A 23,851-nucleotide genomic window follows, 5' to 3' on the forward strand; every position below is an offset into this window, starting at 1 on the left:
ACGATAAGGGTGACATCATGAATGCAGTCAGACAAAAAAAGCTGATGTGGGTCATTGCCGTGCTACTCGGTGCGGTGGTGGCGGTGAGTTTGATTTTGTATGCCATCCGCAATCAGACCGATTATTATTTTGACCCGACAGCCATCGCTGCAGGTCAAGCACCTGAAGCCAAGCGTATCCGTGCGGGCGGCATGGTCGTGGCAGGCAGTGTCAAGCGTGATCCAGCTGATCAGCTCAATGTGCAGTTTGAGATTACCGACTTTAAATCAACCGTACCTGTCAGCTATCGTGGCGTATTGCCTGATTTATTTGCCGAAAACTCTGGCGTCGTGGCAACGGGCGAACTACAAAACGGCACCTTTATCGCCAGTGAAGTGCTTGCCAAGCACGACGAAAACTATATGCCGCCTGAAGTCGCCAAGTCACTCAAGACCGAGCACGCCGCGCGTGGCACAGATGTCAATAATGGACAGTTTGTCCCTGCGACACCGATGAGTGAGATCGATGAGCGTAATGCCAAAGAAGCTGAGCAAAAGTAAATGGCTCAAAACTGATAAAAGCGTATCGATGGATGCGCTTTTATTTTAAAAGGAAGTTTATTATGGTGATATTGATGGCACTAATGGCGCTCATTGCTTTGGTGTTTTCAGGGTTTAGCATTAAGTTGTGCTATGAGCTAGTCAAAGCACAAAGATGGTTTGCTGCAGCACTCATGGCGATTGTTAGTGTGTTGGGTTTGGGTGCTGTGGCTTATTGCACACTCGTCATTTGGGCGGTTTTTCATATCTCTGTTTAAAGTTCAATGACTTATGATAAATCGAATTAAGTTAAAAACAAACAACAGCGTCATAAACCCCAGACTACCAAGATAAATCCATTTGCTTTGTCTAAAAATCTGTCTGGGCAATTCATCATTTTGTAGATTGGCAACCAATAAATACACAAGATTTAATCCCACAAAAATCATCACATTCAGCTGAAACATCCATAATATTGTGCTAAATAAACCTTGCTTGGGTAACTGTAGTATCAGTGATACAGGGATAAAGACAATATGTAAAAATAATAAAATTCTCTTTGCCAAAATAAGTGTTGCCATCACAGCCCTCACACATCCGCACAATCAAGATAAAAAAACCTCAGCAGACCCAGCAGATAAGTGGCGATATGGATACCAAAGCTTGTGGCATATACCCGTTTTGATTGTGATAATAGTAATTTGGGCAAGCGGTGGTGATGCGTCCAAAGTACAAATAAATATAATAAATTCAATAAGATGTATATTATGCTAATCAGGATAAAGTTAATGGTTGGTCTGGCATAAAACCCATTTTCAAGAATGTATAAGCAGTCTTGGTAATGAGAATTTAAGCCAATACCAAACTGACCGACCAAGAAGAGTGGTAAAAATGGAATATGTAGTAGCACCAAAACTTTTTTGGCGAAAGAAACTTGGCTCATATCTATGATTGAAATAACAAAATCCCCATCACCGAGCGATGATAGGGATTTAAGGGTGCTTAGATTACCAACCTTTGACCACGCCGTCTTTAAATTGCTTTTTGGCTTCGGCTTCGACTTCATCAGTTTGATAGGCTTTGACGAAGTTCTGGATGGCTGCAGAGTCTTTATTGTCGGTGCGAGCGACGATGATGTTGACATATGGTGATTCTTTGTCTTCGACAAATACACCATTTTCGCTGGCAGTTAGGCCGACTTGACCAGCATAGTTGTTATTTACCACAGCGATATCCACATCATCCATGGCGCGAGCTGCCACAGAGGTATCCACTTCTTTGATCACCAGATTTTTTGGATTTTCGATGATGTCGATGGTGGTTGAGAATAGGTTATTGTGGTCTTTTAGTTTGATCAGACCTTGTTTTTCAAGCAAAATCAACGCACGAGCTAGGTTCGATGGATCGTTTGGCACAGCGATGATGGCACCGTCTTTTAGCTCAGAGAGGTTTTTAATTTTGGTTGAGTAGCCTGCCAATGGATAGACAAAAGTATTGCCAACGATGGCTAGGTTATCCAGACCTTTTTCTTGGCTGTCTTTATCCAGATATGGCTTATGCTGCATGGCGTTAGCGTCCAGCTCGCCTTTAGAGACGGCAGTATTTGGCAGCGCATAATCGTTAAATTCAACCAATTCAACGGTCAAATTGTACTTATCTTTTGCCACTTGGCTGGCCACTTCGGCGACAGCTTGCTCAGGGCCTGCCATCACACCAACTTTGATGGTCTCGGCAGCAGGTGCATCACCAACAGGGGCGGCAGTTTGTTGTGCTGCTTTGTCTTGGTTGCAGCCAGCTAAGGCGATGCCTGATGCGATGGCGCACACGCCAAAAAATTTGCTCAAATTAAAAGTCATAATCAATTCCAAAAATAGACCAGATCAGATGGGATAATAAAAAATTGCTAAATAGCAACAATTATCATATTAAAGCAAAAAAAGCCATCCAATGCAAGCATCAAGCGGCATCAGATGACCAAATTTCTCGATAAATCTTATAAAACTCAACCAATCAGCGATGATCGACTTTGGCAGCCAGCATGTCACCTGCTTTTTGGCAGATCATCACGATCGCGACGATGATGATGGTGGAGATCCATTTGACATACACCATATTGCGATGCTCACCGTAGTTGATGGCCAAGCTGCCCAGGCCGCCTGCACCAACGACGCCTGCCATCGCCGAATAGCCGATGAGCGACACCAAGGTCAGCGTCACGGCATTGATGAGAATCGGCAGGCTCTCGGGCAGATAGTATTTGCTCACCACTTGCCAATGCGTCGCCCCCATCGATTTGGCAGCTTCGGTCAGGCCAGTTGGCACTTCAAGCAAAGCATTGGCGGTCAAGCGACCAAAGAACGGAATCGCCGCCGCGCTCAGTGGCACAATCGCCGCTGTCGTACCAAGCGTCGTCCCCACCAAAAAACGCGTCACTGGCATCAATACAATCAATAAAATAATAAATGGCACCGAGCGGCCAACATTAATCAAAGCATCCAAGATGACAAAGATACTGCGATTTTCAAGGATGCGGCCTTTGTCGGTCAAAAATGCCAAGAAGCCAAGCGGCAGACCCACCAGTACAGCGATGGCAGTGGCAGTCAGCCCCATGTAAAGCGTCTCCCAAGTGGACTGGGCGACCATGCTCCACATCTTTGGGTGCATTTCGGTTGTAAAATCGATGAGTAATTCATCCCACATAGCCAAGTATCTCAATATTTACCCGATGGGTCTGTAAAAAATCAATCGCTTGAGTGATCGCAGCATCGTCACCAGTCATCTGTGCGATTGTAAAGCCAAACTTCACACCACCAGCATAATCCATCTGCGATGTAAGGATGTTAAATTCCACGCCAAAGGCCTTTGAGGCTTGGGAGAAGAGCGGCTGATCGACCGACGCACCAGTAAATTCAAACTGAATCACAGGCGACAATCCTGCCGCAGGCGATGACTGTAGGGCGCTCATGTAGCTGTCTGGCAGACCGATGTGAAAGGTTGAGCGGATGAACTCTTTGGCAAGCTCGGTCTGTGGATTGGCAAAAATCTCACTGACTGTGCCTTGTTCGATAAGGATACCGCGATCCATGACAGCGACCTTATCACAGATGCGCTTGACCACATCCATCTCATGGGTGATGAGCAAGATGGTGATGCCAAGTGCCTGATTGATTTGTTTTAATAGCTTAAGAATCGACTGCGTGGTCGCAGGATCGAGCGCTGAGGTGGCTTCGTCGCATAGCAGCACTTTTGGATCAGATGCCAAGGCGCGAGCGATGGCGACGCGCTGCTTTTGACCGCCTGAGAGACTGGCAGGATAGGCGTCTTTTTTGTCAGATAGGCCGACCAATGCCAACAGCTCCGTGACCTTTTGGGCGATGGCAGCTTTTGGCATGCCTGACAGCTCAAGCGGCAAAGCGACATTATCAAAAGCAGTGCGAGAATGCAGCAAGTTAAAATGCTGAAAAATCATGCCGATTTTGCGGCGTTCAGCGATCAGCGCAGGTTCGGTCAATGCGGTCAGATCCGTGCCATCGATGATGACGCGGCCCGTGGTTGGGCGCTCTAAGAGGTTTACGCAGCGGATCAAAGTGGATTTGCCAGCGCCAGAGGCACCGATAATGCCGTAGATCTCCCCTTGATCAATGGTCAAATCTGTGGGCTGTACAGCGGTAAAATCATGGATTTTGCCATCTTTTTCGATGCGAAAAACTTTGCTTAAGTTTTGCAGCTCAATCATGGCGGTAGAAGACCGTGTGTTCATGCTAAAGAATCAAAATAAAATAACTGATTATTATAACATGAAAACGCGGCATGTGGGGCTTAATATGATTTTCTTGTTGTGATCAGATTCAGTGATATGGATGGCAGCTGATGCCATCTGCTAAGGCGGATGTGCTGTTTATGACGACAATTTGGCTTTATCGGTCTCGGATGTCATCGATTTTGGTTTGAGTGGCAATACAACCAAGAATCGGGTATGACCTTGCCAAGTATCGGTACTGATCTTGCCTTGATGTGCTTCAACGATTTGTGAGACCAAGGACAGGCCAAGTCCCGAGCCTTTTTTCTCTTGTTTTAGGCGAACAAAGGGGCTAAAGATATCCTCTCGCTTATCTTCAGGGATGCCTTCACCTTGGTCAATAAAGGCCAGTACAGCAAAGTTTGGCTGTGATTTGGCTTTGTCTTTGTCTTTATCTTTACGAGCAAAGCGCTTTAAAATCTCAGCAGGCAGGCGACTACCAGCCTCGGCCGATTGAACTTCGCGAATGTCGCTGCACAAAATATCACCGCTGACATCGAGTGCTTGTCGCTGCTCAATCAAGGCAGATGGAATGATGGCAGCATCGCCAAGCGTTTGGGCGTAATACAGGTACACTTCAATCGGTGGCACGCCATGGATCATGGCATTGTTCAATAGATTGCGCACCAGATGGGTTAATAGCTTGGGCTGTGCAAGCAGGCTGACAGGCTCGGCCAATAGCGTCGCTTCAGGATAGTGCTGACACTCTTGGCGCGTCAGCTCATACAGATCGACCTGCTCGGTGGCTTGCAGGGCATGACCTGCATCGAGCCGCGAGACCAATAAGATGCTCTCGACCAACTCATTGAGTCCGGTCAGATCTCGATTCACGGCCGCTGCGCGCTTGTCAAACTTTGCCTTGGTGTCATCATCTAGGCGAGCTGCGAGCATATCCATCATCTCGATCTGTAGGCGAATACGAGTAATCGGCGTGCGAAACTCATGCGATGCGTGCGCCAGTAGCAGGCTATTGGCGTTGATCAGCTGTTCGATTTTTTGTGCCGATTGGTTAAAGCCATGCGCCAGTACCGCGATCTCATCATTGCCATGCTCACTGACTCGTACGCTAAAATCACCCTCACCAAGACGGCTCATCTGACGGCTCATTTGGTTGATCCGCCAAGTGATGCTGTGCGAAATCCACCACAGCACCGCTGACATGATGGTGAATAATAAAATGGTACCCGAAAACAGGTTAAACCATGCCATCAATGGGCGCTCGGGGCTTGGAATGCGATTTTCATACCAAAGCGAGTAGCCAAGCGCGCTATCGACGATGGTATGTGGCGGTGCAGGGGAGAAAATTTGACTGATCCAAGGCGGCTCTGGCGCTAGGACATCGGGCAGGTTGGTGTTTTCGGTTTGTAATACCAAGCGACCTTGAGGATCGTACAGGCCGATCTTGGCATTGAGACTTTCATCAAAAATATCGAAGCTTTTTTTGATCACCACCAGTGAAAATCGCGCCTCAAGCAGGTTGTTTTCGGCGGATAAAGCTTGAGCCTCTGCCAAAAATGGCTCAATTTGCGTCATGATTTGGCTGGCGATGGCGCGAGTTCTGGCGTGGTCAGAGTTGTTATGAGCGAACTGTGACAACACGACGAACGCAATGGTAAATGTCAACAGCGCCAAAAACACGCTAATGAACAAGCGTGATGAGATGGAGTGAAAACCGAATTTACCGTGATGAGGCGCGCGCATAAATCAAAAAATCTCAATCAATCTGAAGAGCATACCAAAAAACACCCAAAACCATCAAACACATGGCTCGATGGTTTTGGGTGAATTTGGGCTTATACTTGGTCAGTGGCGAACTGATAACCGACACCGCGCACGGTGATGATGCGCTTTGGTTGACGCGGATTATCCTCGATCAAGGCGCGCAGACGCGAGATGTGGACGTCGATGGCGCGATCGATGTTCTCTGAGCTGTCGTCATTTGGCATGGCTTGCCACAGTTGTTCGCGGTTTAATACTTTGCCTGCATGCGTGGCGAAGTAGTGCAATAGCTGGAATTGATGCGTGGTTAGGCGCACCGTTTTCTCGTCGATGGTGACTTCGTGGCTGTCTGGATAGACAGTCAGGCGGCCAAAGGTCAAGCTACCAGAGTTGGTATCAGCTTGATTTGGGGTCTCATGGCGACGCAGTACCGCACGGATGCGAGCCAATAGCTCTCGTGGCTCAAACGGCTTGGCGATATAGTCATCAGCACCCATCTCAAGACCCAGCACGCGATCGGTGGTGTCGCCTTTTGCCGTCAGCATGACGATGGGGACTTTGTTGATGAGGGTGTTTTTTGAGGCGCGGACTTTTTGGCAGACTTGCATGCCATCCATGTCAGGCAGCATCAGATCCAGTACGATCAGACTGATGTCGCGCTCTTTGGCCTCCAAAATATCCAAACCGCCTTGGGCAGTTGGTGCATGATGCACTTCATAATAGTTCATCGACAGATAGTCGCTGATCAGTTCGGCCAAATCTGGATCGTCTTCGATGAGTAGAATTTGTTTATTCATATCAATGCCTTTTTACCTTATTATCAAAATTACTGTACGCCAATGACAATCAGCGCTTAACTTATGTTTATCACTATTTCATATGAAAACTTAATAAGCATATCTTGCCAAGTTTTCTTGCGCTTATCAAGCATTAAATTGTAGTTAAATTGCATAAATCAGGGTGCGATAAGCAAATTTTAGCAAACAATCTCAAAAATCTGTAACATTTATGCGGCGCTGTGACACACCCGCCATTAAAGCTTCATTTAAGATGAACTTCCTGATCGTGCGCCTCTTTGGGCAAGGGCTGGGTGACGACTAGGCTGTCCTCGGTGATGCCTTGTACCAAAAATTGCTGATTTTTTGGATAATATTCCAATAGCTTCACAGGCGATAGCGCCAGACGATGGTTTTGTTTGATGACCCAAATCTGGCCATCGATGGGCGATTCGGGCTTGTGCGGCGGCTTGGCAAAAGGCTCAAGATCAATCGCATTCATCTGTGCATCATATACCGCCATTTTTGGCATCATCACACCAACCTGAATCTGACCATAATCAATGTGACCGACGACACTGCGACCCAAAAGATCGTTGGGGTCTTGGGCGGGTTCAAGTGGAATCATCACATGCACATCGATCAGGCGATTGTCATTACTGGCGCTCACCACCTGACTGATCTGACCTGTGTGCGTGACGCCATCGACGCCAAAAGTCACGGCATCGCCCACCTTGATATAATCCATCAAGGTCGCTGACAGCCGACTGATGAACTTGAGCGCATTAAGATCTTGGATCTCGACCAGCGGTGTCTTTTTGGGATAATGCGTGCCAGATACGGCATACAGTTGGGTGATGGTGCCATCAAATTCTGCCGTCAGCACAAGCTCATCTGATTGATTGGCTGCATTGTCGGTCAGCATATCAGGCGTGTAGCTGAGCAGCGCATCGCCTGCAGTCACCTCATCACCAGCTTGGACAAAGACCTCATTGACTTGGGCGGCATCGATCAGATCCATCACTGCGCTTTTGGCGGGTATGATGGTGCCATCAAAAGCAAAACTTGGCTGATATTTTGACATTTTTACCGTCATGACGCTTTGTTTATCTAAGCTGATGCGTGTATTTGCACTGCCATCTTGAGGGTCACTACAGCCACAGATACAGACGATCAATGTTGTGATGATCGCTGTCAGCCATGGCTTGGGGTGAGCTTGTGAAGTGGGATGATGCGCTTGTTGATGGTAGTGGGTGACTGCGCCAGTTGGCATGATGAGCTCCTGTAGATCCATAAGCTATCTTAGCATGCTTTGGCTCTGGCGTATAGATAAGACAGCGATCTTTGGTAGGGTGAGCCATCGCCAAGCTGCTTACTGAAGCTTTAGTGTCAATCGCGCGAATACAATACATCCACCACAGCTTCATCACCCATACTCTTGCTACTATCCAGCGAATAAAACAACAGTTCTGCCTCTTCACAAGCAGATAAAAATGTAATCTGCTCATTAAAGCCAAAATCACCATTAAAAATGCAAAGCTGTCTAGATGATCTGATGCTTTTTGATTGATCAATGATCATGTCAATCCGCTGATCGCCCATGCCGATGCATCTTTGATGATCAAATACGCAGCCTGCCAATGCTGTGAGCAACTCAACCAGATCAATTCTCAACAAACCGTTGGTGACGGCATTACAAATCAATTCAGCGACCAGTCTTGCATCATCACAGCAGATCATCGAAAACGCCTGTTCTGGCAGCTGTCTGTCATCGTCAGCATCCACCAGTGCCACCAGATGCACGTCATTTGCTTGTAGCTGATTGATTTGATTACGATCACAGTGATTATCTGGATGATAAAAAGCCAAAATAATCGACTCATTCTCTGGCACTTTATCAAGCGGCATCAAGTGATCGGTGTGATAAGTGGCACCACCAATACATAAGCATAATATTTCATTTAACATCTTTATTCCTCATTGAATGCATCGCACCAAGATAGCGCTGATATTATCAAGCTGTTGTTTTGGCTTGATTTGCTTGATTTGATCGATGCTGTCGATGAGCCATTGTTTTAGGCTGATTGCCTCATCCATCGGCAAAAACTGACCATGCAATACTTCATAAAAGCCATCACTGCACAGCAGCAGACACTCTGCTGATTTTAGACTCAATGTCTGATGGCTTGCTAACTGAACTGCCGACATATCCGCCACACGATCAACGACAAAATAACCCATCAATGCACCATAACAGCTGGCATAGTCATCATCGCTGGCTGCGCCATCTGCTCTAAGCTCATTGATAAAGCTGTGATCTTGGGTTAAGCACGCCCATGACACGCCATCATAATGATACGCCCGACTGTCACCAAGATGCTGAAGCACAATCTCATCACCCACCGAATAAGCGCACACCAAGGTGCTGCTCGCGCCATCATGCCGATCATCTGTCAGTGCTTGATTGAGCCGATGTTGTAACTCTACAAAATCCACCGCGCCTCTATCAGCGTACATCGCGCTTGTCAGCTGCAACAAAGTCCGTGATGCCAGTGCTGAATAAGGACTGGCAGATACACCATCAGCGACAGCGACACAAAATTGCCCAGTGTCATAACAGCGGCTAATCCGTCCTTGGTGCTGATAGATTTTAGGTGCGATCAGTACCGCATCCTGCTGGTGTGCCATACCGCCGCGCCAGTTGACAGCTTGAATGTGATATGTCATCTTGACTCCAAAAGCTTGGTTGTGATGGCTATGATAACTTACTCATGCGTCAGATTGTGTCGTGCTGTGTACACCCAGCGCTATTTTCGTGATTTGTCACACGCCATCGCCAAGACCAAAATGACCTTTTTTTGGATCTGCTTTTATAGATCACAATCACCTGAAAAATCATCCAGCTTCATCTGTATTGATGATCGTATGTTGATTGAAAGGTCAAATCGGCGATGGGCGTTGGTGTGCCATCATTTTGGTAAGTTTGATGGGATTGGATTGGCTGTTTGGTGTGATGGTATATCACAAGCGTCGGTCTAAGTCGCCAGATACAAAACCGCTACAGTTTGCCCAAGCAAGCTTTTGCATATATTTGGTAAAATATCAAACATTATTTATTAGAAATGATATGAGTGACTTGGCCAAGCGCTTTGCTTGCTGCCAAAATGATGGGAAAATTTCATGACACACACAGCAACTGCGACTGTACATAAATACAGCGTGGCAGCACGCGTTTTTCATTGGGTGGGTGCGCTGCTCATCTTGGCTGCATGGTTGATCATTGAGCAGGGTGATGATTTTGTCAGCCTGCATAAATCGGTGGGCTTTAGCTTTTTGATTTGGACGGTATTGCGTATTTTAAACCGTCTTGTCAGCAAAACGCCGCCGGCACCTATGCCAAAATTACACAGCATTGCCTCGGCTGTGGTGCATTTTTTATTATATGTCGTGATGCTTGCGATGCCATTGACCGCCTTTATGGCCTCGATGTATGGCGGCTATGGCGTGAATGTTTTTGGGCTGTTTCAGATTCCAGGCTTTGGCAGTGCCAATGATTCATTGGCAGGCACATTGATGGATTGGCATACTGGGCTGATTTGGCCGCTGCTGCTGGCTTTGATCGCAGCGCACATCATCGGCGCACTGTATCATCAGTTTATCCTAAAAGACAATCTGCTGGCTCGCATGCGCTAAGCTGCCCTAGGATACGAACAGCGCACTATGCGGTGTTTTTTTAATAAAAAATCCGCCAAAAGCTGGCGGATTATAGTATGACAGGGTCATCAGACATCATATTCAAACATGGCGCTGATCGATTCTTCGTTATTGATACGGCGCAGTGATTCGGCGATCATCGCAGCGATACTGACTTGGCGGATGTTGCCACAGGCCATCGCAGCTTCTGACAGCGGAATGGTGTCGGTAACGACCAGCTCATCCAAGGCTGAATTTTTGATGGTTTCGATGGCTTTGCCAGACAGAACAGGGTGGGTGATGTAACCGACAACACGGCGTGCGCCATTGTCTTTTAGAGCTTGGGCGGCCTTACACAGCGTGCCTGCAGTATCGACGATGTCATCGACGATGACGCAGTCGCGGCCAGAGACATCACCGATGATGTGCATCACTTGTGATTCATTAGCACGGGCGCGGCGCTTGTCGATGATGGCCAGATCTGCCTCACCAAGTAGCTTGGCCATCGCACGAGCGCGAACGACACCGCCGACATCTGGTGAGACAACCATCAGATTTTCATAGTTTTGTTGCTTTAGGTCGCGCAGTAGCACAGGCGTGCCGTATAGGTTATCCACAGGCACATCAAAGAAGCCTTGGATCTGATCTGAATGCAGATCAACCATCATCACACGGTCAATACCTGCGATCGATAGCATATCTGCAACCACTTTTGCTGAGATGGGCACGCGTGCCGAGCGTGGGCGGCGGTCTTGGCGCGCATAGCCAAAGTAAGGGATAACCGCAGTGATACGGCCTGCGCTCGAACGGCGCAATGCATCGGCAAGCAGGACGATTTCCATCAAATTGTCATTGGTGGGTGCGCAGGTCGGCTGTAGGATAAAGACATCTTTACCGCGGACATTTTCTTTGATCTCGACGGCGATTTCGCCATCAGAAAAACGGTTGATGTCAGCCTTACCCAGAGGAATGTGCAGATTATCAGCGACGGTTTGGGCAAGTTGAGGGTTGGCACTACCTGAAAAGACAGCCATATATGACATGGGAAAGATCCTATAAAAGCAAATCGAAAAGGGCTTTGGGCGTATGAGGCCGATTAAGGGTATATTTTAGCATTTTTGGTTGTGATTTTGCAGGGGGTGCGATAAGTTTTTTGTAAACTTGGAGGGCGGTGGAAAATGCTACAAAAAAAATCAAGCCAATCACGAATGACTGGCTTGATCGGATTTGGCAGAGGTAGCTGGACTCGAACCAACGAATGTCAGGATCAAAACCTGATGCCTTACCAACTTGGCGATACCCCTAGATGCAAATTTTTTAAAAGATTTGCAAACTTTGTTTTAAAGTCAATCTGTGCGATTTACTTTAAAAAAATTGGCAGAGGTAGCTGGACTCGAACCAACGAATGTCAGGATCAAAACCTGATGCCTTACCAACTTGGCGATACCCCTGTATAGGGCAAAAATTATACCAAATTTTTTGGATAATACAAGTAAATTTTATGATTTTTGGATAAAATTTTATAAACCATTGAAAAATATAGCATTATTTAATATAAATTCTCCGCAACCACGCAAGGACAGGGCGAAGACAGCTGCCATGCGCTGAGTGTGGCGGCATCGATATGCTCAGGTATTGGCAAAAACACCGTACTGCCAGTGCCGGTCAATCGTGCACTGGTGCCTGTCTTAGCCTCCAGCGTGCGCAGATAGCCGAGTGCCTCAGCCACAGCAGCTGAGTGCTGGGCAGCGATGCGCTCAAAGGCATTAAAAAAATCCACCGATAAGCGTTCGCCATAGTCACTGTAGCGATCGGCGATGTCGGGGATGGGTTGGGTGTTTTTGATGAGATCAGGGTGATTAAATAAAGCGGCGGTTGCCAGATGCGCGCGCGGCAATAACAAAAGATAGCGCGCGCTAGGCAGTTTAAGCGCAGTGAGTTTTTCACCAATGCCCAACGCATGCGCATCGGCATGATGGGCTTGGCTAAAAATAAAAAACGGCACATCGGCGCCCAGCTGCTGCCCAAAATCCATCAGCTGCTGCGTCGAAAGATTCAGCTGCCAGAGTGTATTTAGCGCCATCAATGTAGCAGCACAGTTGCTGGAACCACCGCCCAGACCTGCACCTGTGGGAATGACCTTGTCCAGATGGATGCTGACAGCACGCGCTTGATCGGGATGATGTGTGGATAGTAGCTTTGCTGCTTTGATGATGAGATTGTCATTAATATCATCGGTCAAGGTGTCGGCGCCAGTTAGGGTGACAAGCTGTGCCTGTGATGGCGATAGCTCAAAGCTCAGCACATCTCCAAAATCGATGGCACGGAACACGCTTTGTAGATCGTGATAGCCATCATCACGCTTGGCGGTGATGTGCAAAAACAGATTAATCTTAGCAGGTGAAAATACGATCAGTGACATAAGCTGCCTACGAATGCGCGATGGTCAGGGTGACGCTGTGACCCTCTTGGTGTACGATGCGCAGCCGCGTCGGTAGAGCACCTTTGCCATACTCAAAATTGGCTTGCCAATCGCCATTGGTGGCAGCGATCAGACGACCATTGGCATCGTGCGCAAGTGCGCTGTCAACAGGCGCTGGGCGTCCCATGATCCAATAAGGCAATCTTGAGATCGGGGCTTGCCAACCAGTGGCTTGATACAGCAGCGCTTCTGGCGAATCGGCAGTCAGTGTACCAGTGCGTTCACTGCTCAAGGTCGCGCTCTTGCCATCATAGCGGATCTGGGTGGCACCAATGCCCAAAGCGCCCGTCAAATCGATGCTGAATCTGTCCTCATCTTGAGCCCAAGCATAAAAAGCGCTGCCAGCTTGTCTGCCCTCGGAGCTGACACTGATCACCCCGATTTTGCCTGTGATGCCAAATTTGATCGGCGCTTGTGCGCTTGGTAGGCTGCTGGTCGTGGGCGTGATGCTCGGCTGAGTACTGGCGCATGCGCTGAGTAGTAGTGCAGCTGCCGATGCGGTGATGAGACTGAGTTTTTTCATGATAAGTCCAAATGTCTGATCTTAAGGTTGGGTAAATCATCTGCCATCGGCTGCCACGGCAGCGGCCAATGCTGATGCTTATCGATTAATAAATCTGACTGTCGCCTGTGGCAGCATCATTGCCGCCAAAGCGCGCTTGCAGATCTGCCAGCAGCTGTGCCATCGCGGTTTGATCATTGATGCCTTGATAGGCGCGCAATAAGGTGATGCCGACATCGAGCCTTGGGCTGACTTCATACGGCGCTTGTAGATGGTCGATGACGGCAGCAAAATCGCCTTGGGATAAGGCATGATTGGCCAGCACCAATAACGCATCTAGCTGCAGCTGACTGTCATAATCAGGGTGATCAAAGCTGATATTGCTGATGGTTCGCGCGATGTCCAGAGCCTTGGCATCTGTCGGATTTTCGCTTAGGCGCAGCTTGGCGTCGGCCAGTTGATAATACGGATTATAATCAGCCAGCTGCAACAGGCGATCGATGGCTTGGCGCTTGTCGTTATGATCAAGTTCAGCTTCGAGCAGCTGGAAGCTTGCGTACAACAGCCGATCGTCGTCTGGATATTCTCGATTGGCAATGGTCAGCAGATCTTTGGCTTTTTGTTTATCGCCTTGACGCAGATAAATCTCGGCCTGCAAAATATAGCTGTCGGTGGCATAATTTTCAAATTCATCTCGCAGACGCACCAAGGTCTTGATGGCGGCGGCGGTGTCATTTTCGGCCAAATAAAAGCCCACCACTTTACTGCTGGCATCGAGCATATGCTCATAATGATTGACTTTCTCAAAGTGGCTGCGCGCATGCTGAATGTCGCCCAATCGTTCATAGCCGATGCCCAGATAATAATGCGCTTGGCTTTTTAGGTCGGGCAGCTCGGTGAGCGGCATCAGCATGTCGATGGCATCACGGTAGCGGCCGCCATCCAGACCGACAAGGCCAGCCAATAGGCGGATGTCTTTATCTTGGGTGTGTTTGACCGCTTGAGCCAACAGATCCCATGCTTGGGTCAGATCACCAGTTTCGATCAGATAGCGCGCTTCGTAGAGATACAGCTCTTTTTCTTTGGGCAGCTTTTTGCGCATTTGGTGCAAGTATGACCACAGCTCATCCATGCGCTGATCGGCGCGCAGGATATTGAGCTTTAGGGTAATAAATGCCAGATTGTCAGGTTCGCTTTTTAGGGCTTGATTGACATGCAGGCGCGCGGCAGCATAATCCTCAAGCCCCATCAAAATACCCGCCCGCAGCACCGCGACCGAGGCATTGTCCTGCCGCAATCCTTGTAAGGCATAGAGCAAAGCGCGCTTATCATCGGCATTTGGCGGAATAATGCCAGTCAAAATCTGCCCCAAATCAGAACGCGGATCATAGTGCAAAATGGTCGAGATCATGCTGGCGGCTTGGTCGTATTCGCCAGCCTTGAGCGCCAGATGCGTCACATAAAACCAAGCAGGAATATGCTCAGGATTGCTGTCTTGCCAAGCGGTCGCAAAGGCCAGTGATTTATCAGGTGTCTCAAATTCGATGGACAATGACAGCGCTCGTTCAAAGACGCTGGTGGCATTTTGTTTGAATGATTCGGCCTTATACAGGGTCAGTGCGCGCGCAATATCGCCACGATCCGCCGCAAATTCAGCATCCATCAGTGCATACAGATCGGGCGTATCGAGCATCGGTTCGATGTCATCGGCGATAAGCGTATCATCCAAGAGTACGGCAGGTAGGTTCGGGACGCTGCTTGGGGTCAGTGCCTCATCAGGCTCATCACCCAAATCAGGCTGCGATGCGGGCAGCTCCACGATCTCGGTGTCGGCCATATACTCAGCCTCTTCTTCGATGCCGCTTTTGGGTTTGGGTTTATAAAAAGGTAATAAAATTTTTAATAATGGATCAAAGACATTGGCATGCGCGCTCGTGGCGGTGATGCCTGTGATGCCGATGGCGCCGACACAGGCGATGGCGATGGCAAGCTTGATCGGCCGTCTGGTCAACTGCGCTTTTTTTGGCGTGCCGATGCCATGATGACTCATCAGAGCATCATCAGCGCTGGGCGGTATGCCTTTGGGTGGATGTCGTCGCAGTATCATGACCATCAGCCAATTTAAAAAAGATTGGATTGGCAAAACAAGAACAATGCTTGCCAAATATGCTGTATTATAAAAGTACGCTCTATTATAAAAGTATTTTTGATAAGTGCAAATAAAACCGCTGAAAAACACCGACAAATCACAAATTTTAGCAATTTGCTGCCAATTTGTTAAGAAATCCGCGCATTTATCAAGCTTGTCGTAACACTTGGGTAGGTTAATACGCTTTATGGCAAACGACAAACCGACAGATGCTTGATGGGCAGCCGATGACTATAAGACAAAGGATGATACAGCTTCATCAAGTTATCAAAGCTGTGATCTTTAAACAACGGCTTAGCCAAGCGGCATCATTAAGATTGTCGCTAAATTTGGCAAAATAAACTTGCAAATTTTTTGCTTGAAATGCGTGAAAAGCTGCTATAATAACGAGTTTAATTTACACAAGCCTCATCGATTGTTGGTTATTTTATGAAATTAGCAGTTATCGGAGTCAATCATAAGACTGCCCCTGTGTCATTACGGGAGCGGCTGTCTTTTGGCTCGGATATGCCTGAGGCAATTCAGGCATTGTCTGCGCTGACCCGTGGCTGCACCATTGTCTCTACTTGCAATCGCAGTGAGCTGTATGTCGGCATCGAGGATGAGTCGCTTGGCGATGATGAGCAGGTCGATGGCGTGATCTCGCCAAAGCTGCGCGCCATCGGTGAATGGCTGGCTCAGTTTAAGGGAGTGAGTTTCGATGACATCGCCCCTTATCTGTATGCCTATGAGGATTCGCGTGCGCTCAATCACTGGCTGCGCGTGGCGGCAGGGCTTGACTCGATGATCTTAGGCGAGCCGCAGATTTTGGGTCAGATTCGCCAAGCAGTCGCCACCTCTCGCGAACATGGCGGGGTGAGTAGTGAGTTTGGTTGGCTTACTCAGCAGGTATTCGCCGCCGCTCGCACGGTGCGCCGTGATACCAAAGTCGGCGCTCAGGCAGTGACGCTGGGTTTTGCCACCGCCAAGCTTGCCACACAGATTTTTGATGATCCGCGTGAGCTGACTTTTTTGTTGGTGGCAGCAGGGGAGATGAATCGCTTGGTGGCGCATAATGTCGCTGCACTCGGCATCAAAAGAATCATCATCTGTAATCGCAGTGCCGAGCGTGCGCAGGCGCTGAGTGATGAGCTGGTCAAGATGGCGGATCAAGCGGCTCGACCGCTGCAGGTGGACATTGTACCGCTGGCTGAGCTATCGATGGTGCTGCCTGAGGCCGACATTGTCAGCAGTTGTAGTGGCAGCATGCAGGCACTGATCGACGCTGATATGGTCAAAAAAGCACTCAAGCAGCGCCGCCATCAGCCGATGCTTTTGGTGGATTTGGCAGTGCCAAGAGACATCGAGCCTGCCGTCGGCCAGCTTGATGACATTTATCTGTATTCAGTCGATGATCTGCAACATGTGATCGCAGGTAACTTGGCTGAGCGCAAACAAGCTGCCGTCGAAGCTGAGCTGTTGGTCGGGCAGCTGGTGCTTGACATCGAGGCGAGGATGCAGACGCAAAGGGCGCGCGCTTATATCCGCGACTATCGTCAGATGGCACAGCGCCGTAGCCAACAGCTTTTGGATGCTGCGATGGCGCGCATCGATCAGGGCGAGGATGCCAAAGTGGTGCTGGCTGAGTTTGCGCACGGCATGAGTCAGACCTTGATGCACAGCCCATCTAGGCTGATTCGTCAAGCCGCCAAAGTCTATGATGCCGACACGCTCGATGCCATCAGTCAAGAGCTGATCCACAGCCATCGTAAGCCGATCTGATCGGACAGCGCAGCATACTTTTTATTAATAATACATCCCTTAAAAAAGCACCAAGAGGCTCTTGGTGCTTTTTTGGGTTTACATGTTAGGATAATTTGGGCCACCGCCACCTTCTGGCGTCACCCAAGTGATGTTTTGGGCAGGATCTTTGATATCACAGGTTTTGCAGTGGACGCAGTTTTGACTGTTGATGACAAACTGCGGTTCTTCACCCTCTTTTTGGACGACTTCGTACACGCCAGCAGGGCAATAGCGCTGCGCAGGCTCGGCATACAGCGGCAAGTTGACAGCGATTGGCACCGTCGGATCAGTCAAGCGCAGATGGCATGGCTGATCTTCAGCGTGGTTGGTATTTGAGATAAAGACGCTGGATAACTTATCAAAAGTCAGCTTGCCATCTGGCTTTGGATAATCAGGCTTGTACGACTGCGCTGCTTTATCCAAAGTGTCATAATCTGGGGTGGTGTCATTGATGGTCAATGGCATTTTGCCGCCGAATAAATTTTGTTCCACAAAAGTGAACGCGCCACCCATCCACTGACCCATGCGATGCATCGCAGGCGCGAAGTTTCGTGCTTGATAGGCATCTTCATACAGCCAAGAGTTTTCAAAGGCGCTTTGGTACTCGACCACCTCATCACCGCTGCGACCTGCTTTGATCGCCTCAAAGACGCTTTCGGCAGCCAGCATGCCTGATTTCATCGATGTGTGCGTGCCTTTGAGTTTGGCAGGATTTAGAAAGCCTGCATCATCACCGACCAGTACGCCACCTGGGAAGGTGAATTTTGGCAAGCTGTTCAAACCGCCTTTAGTCATCGCACGCGCGCCATAGGACAGACGCTTGCCACCTTCTAGGATCGGGCGGATCAATGGGTGTAGTTTTAGGCGCTGCAACTCATCAAATGGCGAGATGTGTGGATTATGGTACGCCAAATCCACGATTAAGCCGAAGCTGACTTGATTATCTTCAGCAAAATATAAGAACCAGCCACCAGTTGAGCCAGTCTCGGACAATGGCCAACCTGTCCCATGCATGATGACGCCTTCTTCGTGTTTTTCGGCATCGATTTCCCACAGCTCTTTTAGGCCGATGCCGTAGTGCTGCGGATCTTTGTCTTTGTCCAGATGAAAGCGGCTAATGAGTCGTTTGCCCAGATGACCGCGGCAACCCTCAGCAAAGATGGTGTATTTGGCAAGCAGCTCATAGCCTGGCTCGAAGCTGCCCTTTGGCTGACCTGCAGCGTCGATGCCCATATCACCAGTTTGTACGCCGCGTACCGAGCCATCCTCGTGGTAGAGGATCTCACTGGCGGCAAAGCCTGGGAACATCATCACCTCAAGGGCTTCAGCTTGTTCGGCAAGCCAGCGCACCACATTGCCCAGCGAGACGATGTAATTACCCTCATTATGCATACTGGCAGGAACGATGGAACCAGGCAGTTTGGTGGTGCGAGTGGCGCTGCCTAGCATATAGACGCGATCCTCTTTGGCCTCGACTGTGATCGGTGCGCCGCGCGCTTTCCAGTCTGGGATCAGCTCGTCAAGGGCGCGCGTTTCCATGATGGCGCCTGACAAGGTGTGTGCGCCAAATTCTGAGCCTTTTTCTAAGACACAGACGGTGAATTCATCCATGCCGTTTGCGATGGCCAACTGGCGCAGACGAATGGCAGCTGACAGACCTGCAGGCCCACCGCCGACGATGACGACATCAAATTCCATAGATTCGCGTTCGATTTGCATGAAGTATCCTTAATAATAAAATAAAAACTCTCAAATGATATCCAAAGTAGCAGAGGCTGGCAGTTAGCTTGCGATGCTACAGTTAAGCATGTGTCTATTTTAGCAATCTTGGCTAATTAGGCAAGTTTTTTTAAAGCCAGCTTAGTATTTTTGAATGGCCGATGCATGGTTTTTTAAATTTTTACCAAAAAAATTGGCTACCGTGTTGGTGGGTTTGTGCGGTAAATCTTAGCCAAAAATCGCTTGAAATTCCCCAAAAAATCGCCCATCATAACAAAAAATGGCGATGGCATTGACAAGCATTGCTTGTATAGTTGAGCAATATGATCAATCAATCAGGGAGTATACAGATGACACAACATGAATTAAAATCAAATAAAAACAATGAGTTAACCAAAACCCTTACCCAAGATCTACAAAAGCTGGCTGCCGATGGCGTCAGTGATGATAAGCCTGTGCGCAAAATTCCGCCTTTGGAGCGCTGGCAGCCTGAACGCAGCTCACCGATCGATATTGAAATTCGTGATAATGGCGAGTGGTGGCACGAAGGCACAAAAATGACCCGTCAGTCACTGGTGGATCTGTTTGCCAGTGTGTTGTGGGTTGAGATGCATGATGGCCAAAAAGTGCATTACCTAAAAACGCCGACAGACAAATATCAAATACGCGTTGCTGATGCGCCTTTATTTATCAATCAAGTCGATCAAGTGTCCGACAATGGGCAGCTGTGGATCGAGTTTGGCACCACCAATGGCGATCGCATTCGCTTGGATGATCATCATCAGCTGTATTTTAAGAGCCATGAGGGTGGCGAGCGGCTGTATATCGATACGCGCTTTGGCCTCAGCGCGCGACTGATGAATAATGCAATGTATCATCTGATCGAGATGGGCGAGCTGGTGCAGATCAGTGATGATAGGCAAAATAAAACCGTGCTAAAGCTGTCAAGTGGTGGTAAAATTCACCAAATTGATCAGCACGCTTAAGCGGCAGTTTGTAGTTTTTATGGACCATGTACGCGCATGATACACCCACAGTTTGACCCGATGAAGCCCACTAGCCAAGCCCCGATCGGTATTTTTGATTCGGGTGTTGGCGGGCTGTCGGTGTTTCGCCATCTGGCGCGGCTGATGCCCAATGAGCGCTATGTGTATTATGCTGACACCCAAAATGTGCCGTACGGCAATAAATCAGGGGATGAGATATTATTTTTGACTTTACAGGCGGTGGATTGGCTATGTAAGCAAGGCTGCAAACTCATCGTCATCGCCTGCAATAGCGCATCGGCGCACAGTTTGACAGCACTCAGAGCCAGATGCAGCGTGCCGATCGTGGGTCTGGTGCCTGCGGTCAAGCCAGCCTGTGAGATCACCACCTCGGGTCAGATCGCTGTGCTGGCCACCCAAGCAACGCTTCAAGGCAGGCTACTACAGCAAGTGATCGATGAGATCGCTACCCCAAAGGGCGTGACCGTGCATAAGCATTTCGAGCCGATGCTCGTGCCGTGGGTGGAGTCTGGCATGCCCATCGATCATCATGTGGCAGATCTATTGATCAAGCAGACTGCAGCGTGGCACGAGGCGGGCATTGATGTGATCGTGCTAGGCTGTACGCATTATCCGTTTTTTAAGGAATTTTTGCAAGCATGGATCGATGACTCTCATCTTTCGATGGCGCTGCTGGACTCAGGCACCGCGATTGCTGAGCGCGTGCGATCGTTGCTTGGGTATTTTGGTTTAAGTGCTGATTCTAGTGAGCGGGATGCGGTGCTGTATTTTTATGCATCGAGTTTGGCAGATCATGTGGTCACGACCGCCAAGCGCTTATCAGGTACGCGGATGGTGTTTGTGGACAGTGATTTTTTGCCACTGGATGATGAGTTATCTCGTGCTTGATGGCTTGATGGTTGGCGTCGATTGTGCCAAGAATGTTATATTTTGTGAAAATCGGTAAAAAACGCGCCGATGATTTGCAATTTTCCTCAAAATTTGTTGTAATGCCACTAAGTGATGCCAATTTTGCATCTGATGAATGTTCCATACCACAACAAGGAGAATGAGATGGCAACAGACACTAACAGCACCCTGCGCGAACAAATCGAAAAATTCGACGAGCTATCCGAAGCGATGCACGACGCCGAAAAAAAGCGTACGCTCGAGGAGCAGGTCGAATACCTAAAAAAACAAGGCATCAACCCATCGAAGACCTATGCCGAGTGGGATGATAAAGAAGACGACGCTTGATGGCATAGTCGATGTCGATAATAAAAAGCTCAAAGTGCGTACTTTGAGCTTTTTTTATGCGGTGTCATTGAAAGATCAAGGCGTCGCCACCAAAGAAGTTGAGCCATCGGCATTGACGACTCGGCGATAAACGGTGCCAGTCGGTGAAGCGGTGGCAGGGCGCGCAACAGGTCGAACCACAGGCGTCTGATGGCTGTTGGCAGACTGGACTGTTGACGCAGGGGCACTTGATAGCGGTCTGCTGCTATTGATCGTGGCGGCGGTCGGTCTGTGCGTCCCTGTAATAAGGCGATGGAATTTTTGACCCGCTCGGCCATCGGGCGTCACGCCGACCTTACGCTGATAATCCATGATGGCACGGCGAGTATTATCCCCGATGATACCATCCACTGCACCGATGTCATAGCCAGCATCGATGAGCGCTTGCTGAATCTCTTTGGATTCACGGCGACCGATACCTGGGTCGTCTGTCGGCCAAGGCGTGGCAAAATTGGTGTTGGTATTTTCGCTCGTCACCAAATCTGACAAATGAGCAATGGCAAGTGCATAGCTTTCCGACGCATTATAGGCATAAAACGCATCAAAGTTTTTGCCCACCAAGAACGCAGGGCCATGCTTACCTGCAGGTAGCAGCAAGCCTGCCGATGCCATGTTATTTGGCAATGGACGACCATCAGGTAGGGTCAGCCCCATATTTTGCCAATGGCTGATGGATTTTTTGTCACGGCGACCGCTTGTGCCATCATAGCCGTTCAATTTTACTTCATAGCCCCAAGGCTCGCCACTGCGATAACCGCGTTTGGCAAGGAAATTGGCGGTACTGGCTAGGGCATCTGCTTTTGAATTCACCAAATCTTTGCGGCCATCACCATCAAAATCCACCGCCAATTCTAGGAATGTACTTGGCATAAACTGCGTCTGACCAAATGCCCCCGCCCATGAGCCTGTCATATCCTGCGGACGAATGTCACCATTTTGGACGATTTTTAGAGCATTGGCGAATTCACCACGGAAATAACTCTGGCGACGGTCAAAGCATGATAAAGTCGCCAGACTATCAAACAAGTTTTTCTTACCCAACGTCTGACCAAAATTACTCTCCACACCCCATACGCCTAGCACGTGCTCTGCCTTGACACCATAACGGCTCTCGATACGGCGTAAGACATCGGCCTGCTCGTGCTTGGCGCGGATACCATCTTCGACACGCTCGCTATCGACCAGTGATGCCAGATAATCCCAAACATCTTTTTTAAATTCAGGTTGATAATTGAGCGAGCGAATCACCGTCGGGTCAGGCTGACTTGGGCGATAGGTTTCAAAGGTTTGGCTTGAGACACCACGAAAAGCACTGCTGTTTTTTAGGCCATCAAGGCATTGTTGAAATTCGCTATTGCTAAGATTTGGCAAGTCATTTGCCGTCGCCGTTTGACTAAGCACCAAACCACTGACCGCCAATGATAGGACTGAAAGTGTTTTTTTCATAAAAAAATCCTTAGAACCATAATGAAAATTGCAAATAGCCTAAGCTTACCCAATTTTGCCCGTGATTTCAAAATAAACTTGCTAAAATCCGACAATATCAACCATCATGCAACAAATGCGTAACTTAAGCCGAGCAAACGCCAAACAAGATACACTGCTGTGCCGATGCTAGAATTACGACAGTTTGACAAGGCAACAGTGCTTTGGCATAATCTTAAAAAACCTTAGCAAAAAAACCACCACACAACAAACAAGGACTTACCCATGACCACCCAAGACCAAACTACTATCGTAGATAGCGTGATCACCGCTCGCCACTCAGTACGGGCATTTTTGGATACGCCCGTCGATACACAGACCATCAAAGATATTCTCACCGTGGCAAGCCGCGCACCATCAGGCGCGAACACACAGCCGTGGAAAGTCTATGTGGTGACAGGCGACAAGCGAACCCAGCTGATTGACAATATCTTTGCTGCCAAACAAGCCATCGCCGATGATCCAAGTCTTGCGGACAAATTCCAAGAAACTTTCCCCTACTATCCGACCGAATGGATCTCGCCATTCATCGATCGTCGCCGTGAAAATGGCTGGGGGCTGTACGGTTTACTTGGCATCCAAAAAGGCGATAAAGAAAAAATGGCAGCACAGCACGATCGCAACTTCAAGCTATTTGATGCGCCTGTTGGTCTGTTTTTCACCGTCAATAAAGTGATGGGCATCGGCTCAAAAATGGACATCGCCATGATGATCCAAAATGTGATGATCGCCGCCAAGGCTCGTGGGCTTGACACTTGCCCGCAAGCTGCATTCAACCACTTCCACCCTGTGGTGCTTGAGACGATCGGTGCAGGCGATGATGAAGAGCTGGTTTGTACCGTCGCACTTGGCTATGCCGATGAATCAGACATCGTCAATACCTTTATCACGCCACGCGTGCCTATGGATGAATTTGCGGTGTTTTTGGATTAATAGGAGCAAAGG

Annotated in this window: 22 protein-coding genes and 2 tRNA genes; 8 read left to right on the forward strand and 16 right to left on the reverse strand. The window is 48.7% G+C overall.

The window, feature by feature from the left end; genetic code table 11:
* Positions 1 to 17: 17 nt before the first annotated feature.
* Positions 18 to 539 (forward strand): cytochrome c maturation protein CcmE, encoded by a 522-nt coding sequence (ccmE, locus tag AZ602_RS03185; RefSeq protein ID WP_103033673.1) that lies wholly within the window; start codon positions 18 to 20, stop codon positions 537 to 539.
* Positions 540 to 1,525: 986 nt separating this feature from the next.
* On the opposite strand, the gene AZ602_RS03205 is transcribed toward ccmE, so the two are convergent.
* The 8 genes from AZ602_RS03205 to AZ602_RS03240 all read right to left on the reverse strand — a co-directional run bounded on the left by AZ602_RS03205 (position 1,526) and on the right by AZ602_RS03240 (position 9,539).
* Complete coding sequence (locus tag AZ602_RS03205) at positions 1,526 to 2,374, reverse strand: MetQ/NlpA family lipoprotein (protein WP_078317933.1); 849 nt, start codon at positions 2,372 to 2,374, stop codon at positions 1,526 to 1,528.
* A gap of 154 nt (positions 2,375 to 2,528) precedes the next feature.
* Entirely contained in the window at positions 2,529 to 3,218 is a 690-nt protein-coding gene (locus tag AZ602_RS03210; RefSeq protein ID WP_103033677.1) for a methionine ABC transporter permease, read from the reverse strand.
* The gene (gene metN, locus AZ602_RS03215; RefSeq protein ID WP_078317935.1) at positions 3,208 to 4,254 is read right to left on the reverse strand and encodes a methionine ABC transporter ATP-binding protein MetN; all 1,047 of its coding nucleotides are present in this window, start codon (positions 4,252 to 4,254) and stop codon (positions 3,208 to 3,210) included. Before metN ends, AZ602_RS03210 begins: the two co-directional genes overlap by 11 nt.
* 162 nt (positions 4,255 to 4,416) lie before the next feature.
* The gene (locus tag AZ602_RS03220) at positions 4,417 to 6,018 is read right to left on the reverse strand and encodes an ATP-binding protein (protein ID WP_103033678.1); all 1,602 of its coding nucleotides are present in this window, start codon (positions 6,016 to 6,018) and stop codon (positions 4,417 to 4,419) included.
* Between the two features lie 92 nt (positions 6,019 to 6,110).
* A complete protein-coding gene (locus AZ602_RS03225) occupies positions 6,111 to 6,833 on the reverse strand; it encodes a response regulator transcription factor (protein WP_078317937.1) in 723 nt (240 codons plus the stop codon).
* A 244-nt stretch (positions 6,834 to 7,077) separates the two neighbouring features.
* Positions 7,078 to 8,085, reverse strand: a complete 1,008-nt coding sequence (locus AZ602_RS03230) for an HlyD family efflux transporter periplasmic adaptor subunit (protein WP_103033724.1) — start codon at positions 8,083 to 8,085, stop codon at positions 7,078 to 7,080.
* A 116-nt stretch (positions 8,086 to 8,201) separates the two neighbouring features.
* Positions 8,202 to 8,780 carry a hypothetical protein gene (locus AZ602_RS03235; RefSeq protein WP_103033679.1) on the reverse strand — a complete coding sequence of 193 codons (579 nt, stop codon included), beginning with the start codon at positions 8,778 to 8,780 and terminating at the stop codon, positions 8,202 to 8,204.
* 9 nt (positions 8,781 to 8,789) lie between these two features.
* Positions 8,790 to 9,539 carry a PP2C family serine/threonine-protein phosphatase gene (locus AZ602_RS03240; protein ID WP_103033680.1) on the reverse strand — a complete coding sequence of 250 codons (750 nt, stop codon included), beginning with the start codon at positions 9,537 to 9,539 and terminating at the stop codon, positions 8,790 to 8,792.
* A 205-nt stretch (positions 9,540 to 9,744) separates the two neighbouring features.
* On the opposite strand from AZ602_RS03240, the gene AZ602_RS10180 reads away from it, so the two are divergent.
* The gene (locus AZ602_RS10180; RefSeq protein WP_227525161.1) at positions 9,745 to 9,996 is read left to right on the forward strand and encodes a hypothetical protein; all 252 of its coding nucleotides are present in this window, start codon (positions 9,745 to 9,747) and stop codon (positions 9,994 to 9,996) included.
* Positions 9,993 to 10,505: a cytochrome b gene (locus AZ602_RS03250; RefSeq protein WP_103033682.1), complete on the forward strand. Its 513-nt coding sequence runs from the start codon at positions 9,993 to 9,995 to the stop codon at positions 10,503 to 10,505. The genes AZ602_RS10180 and AZ602_RS03250 overlap by 4 nt, the downstream gene beginning before the upstream one ends.
* Before the next feature lie 89 nt (positions 10,506 to 10,594).
* Here the strand turns inward: AZ602_RS03250 and AZ602_RS03255 are convergent, their stop codons facing one another.
* The 6 genes from AZ602_RS03255 to AZ602_RS03280 all read right to left on the reverse strand — a co-directional run bounded on the left by AZ602_RS03255 (position 10,595) and on the right by AZ602_RS03280 (position 15,596).
* Complete coding sequence (locus AZ602_RS03255) at positions 10,595 to 11,548, reverse strand: ribose-phosphate pyrophosphokinase (RefSeq protein ID WP_078317942.1); 954 nt, start codon at positions 11,546 to 11,548, stop codon at positions 10,595 to 10,597.
* Positions 11,549 to 11,733: 185 nt separating this feature from the next.
* A tRNA-Gln gene (locus AZ602_RS03260) sits at positions 11,734 to 11,809 on the reverse strand.
* A gap of 71 nt (positions 11,810 to 11,880) precedes the next feature.
* Positions 11,881 to 11,956, reverse strand: a tRNA-Gln gene (locus AZ602_RS03265).
* A gap of 98 nt (positions 11,957 to 12,054) precedes the next feature.
* Complete coding sequence (ispE, locus tag AZ602_RS03270; protein ID WP_103033683.1) at positions 12,055 to 12,927, reverse strand: 4-(cytidine 5'-diphospho)-2-C-methyl-D-erythritol kinase; 873 nt, start codon at positions 12,925 to 12,927, stop codon at positions 12,055 to 12,057.
* A 7-nt stretch (positions 12,928 to 12,934) separates the two neighbouring features.
* Positions 12,935 to 13,510 carry a lipoprotein insertase outer membrane protein LolB gene (gene lolB, locus AZ602_RS03275; RefSeq protein ID WP_103033684.1) on the reverse strand — a complete coding sequence of 192 codons (576 nt, stop codon included), beginning with the start codon at positions 13,508 to 13,510 and terminating at the stop codon, positions 12,935 to 12,937.
* Positions 13,511 to 13,595: 85 nt separating this feature from the next.
* Entirely contained in the window at positions 13,596 to 15,596 is a 2,001-nt protein-coding gene (locus AZ602_RS03280; RefSeq protein WP_227525162.1) for a hypothetical protein, read from the reverse strand.
* A 471-nt stretch (positions 15,597 to 16,067) separates the two neighbouring features.
* Here AZ602_RS03280 and hemA point away from each other — a divergent pair, with 471 nt between their 5' ends.
* Positions 16,068 to 17,399: a glutamyl-tRNA reductase gene (gene hemA / locus AZ602_RS03285; protein WP_103033685.1), complete on the forward strand. Its 1,332-nt coding sequence runs from the start codon at positions 16,068 to 16,070 to the stop codon at positions 17,397 to 17,399.
* A gap of 78 nt (positions 17,400 to 17,477) precedes the next feature.
* Here the strand turns inward: hemA and AZ602_RS03290 are convergent, their stop codons facing one another.
* Positions 17,478 to 19,139: an electron transfer flavoprotein-ubiquinone oxidoreductase gene (locus tag AZ602_RS03290; RefSeq protein WP_103033686.1), complete on the reverse strand. Its 1,662-nt coding sequence runs from the start codon at positions 19,137 to 19,139 to the stop codon at positions 17,478 to 17,480.
* Positions 19,140 to 19,489: 350 nt separating this feature from the next.
* On the opposite strand from AZ602_RS03290, the gene AZ602_RS03295 reads away from it, so the two are divergent.
* From AZ602_RS03295 to AZ602_RS03305, 3 genes are all read left to right on the forward strand, one after another.
* Positions 19,490 to 20,125 carry a DUF1285 domain-containing protein gene (locus AZ602_RS03295; RefSeq protein WP_103033687.1) on the forward strand — a complete coding sequence of 212 codons (636 nt, stop codon included), beginning with the start codon at positions 19,490 to 19,492 and terminating at the stop codon, positions 20,123 to 20,125.
* Between the two features lie 36 nt (positions 20,126 to 20,161).
* Positions 20,162 to 21,034, forward strand: a complete 873-nt coding sequence (gene murI / locus AZ602_RS03300) for a glutamate racemase (protein ID WP_103033688.1) — start codon at positions 20,162 to 20,164, stop codon at positions 21,032 to 21,034.
* A 165-nt stretch (positions 21,035 to 21,199) separates the two neighbouring features.
* Positions 21,200 to 21,382, forward strand: coding sequence for a hypothetical protein (locus AZ602_RS03305; protein ID WP_227525163.1), 183 nt, complete (start codon positions 21,200 to 21,202; stop codon positions 21,380 to 21,382).
* 75 nt (positions 21,383 to 21,457) lie between these two features.
* Here AZ602_RS03305 and AZ602_RS03310 read toward each other — a convergent pair whose 3' ends face one another.
* Positions 21,458 to 22,867, reverse strand: coding sequence for a lytic murein transglycosylase (locus AZ602_RS03310; protein ID WP_103033689.1), 1,410 nt, complete (start codon positions 22,865 to 22,867; stop codon positions 21,458 to 21,460).
* 264 nt (positions 22,868 to 23,131) lie between these two features.
* Between AZ602_RS03310 and AZ602_RS03315 the strand changes: the two genes are divergently transcribed.
* Entirely contained in the window at positions 23,132 to 23,839 is a 708-nt protein-coding gene (locus AZ602_RS03315) for a nitroreductase (protein WP_103033690.1), read from the forward strand.
* The last annotated feature ends 12 nt before the right edge of the window (positions 23,840 to 23,851 follow it).

This window comes from Moraxella sp. RCAD0137 (assembly GCF_002894025.1).
GTDB classification, from domain to species: domain Bacteria; phylum Pseudomonadota; class Gammaproteobacteria; order Pseudomonadales; family Moraxellaceae; genus Moraxella; species Moraxella porci.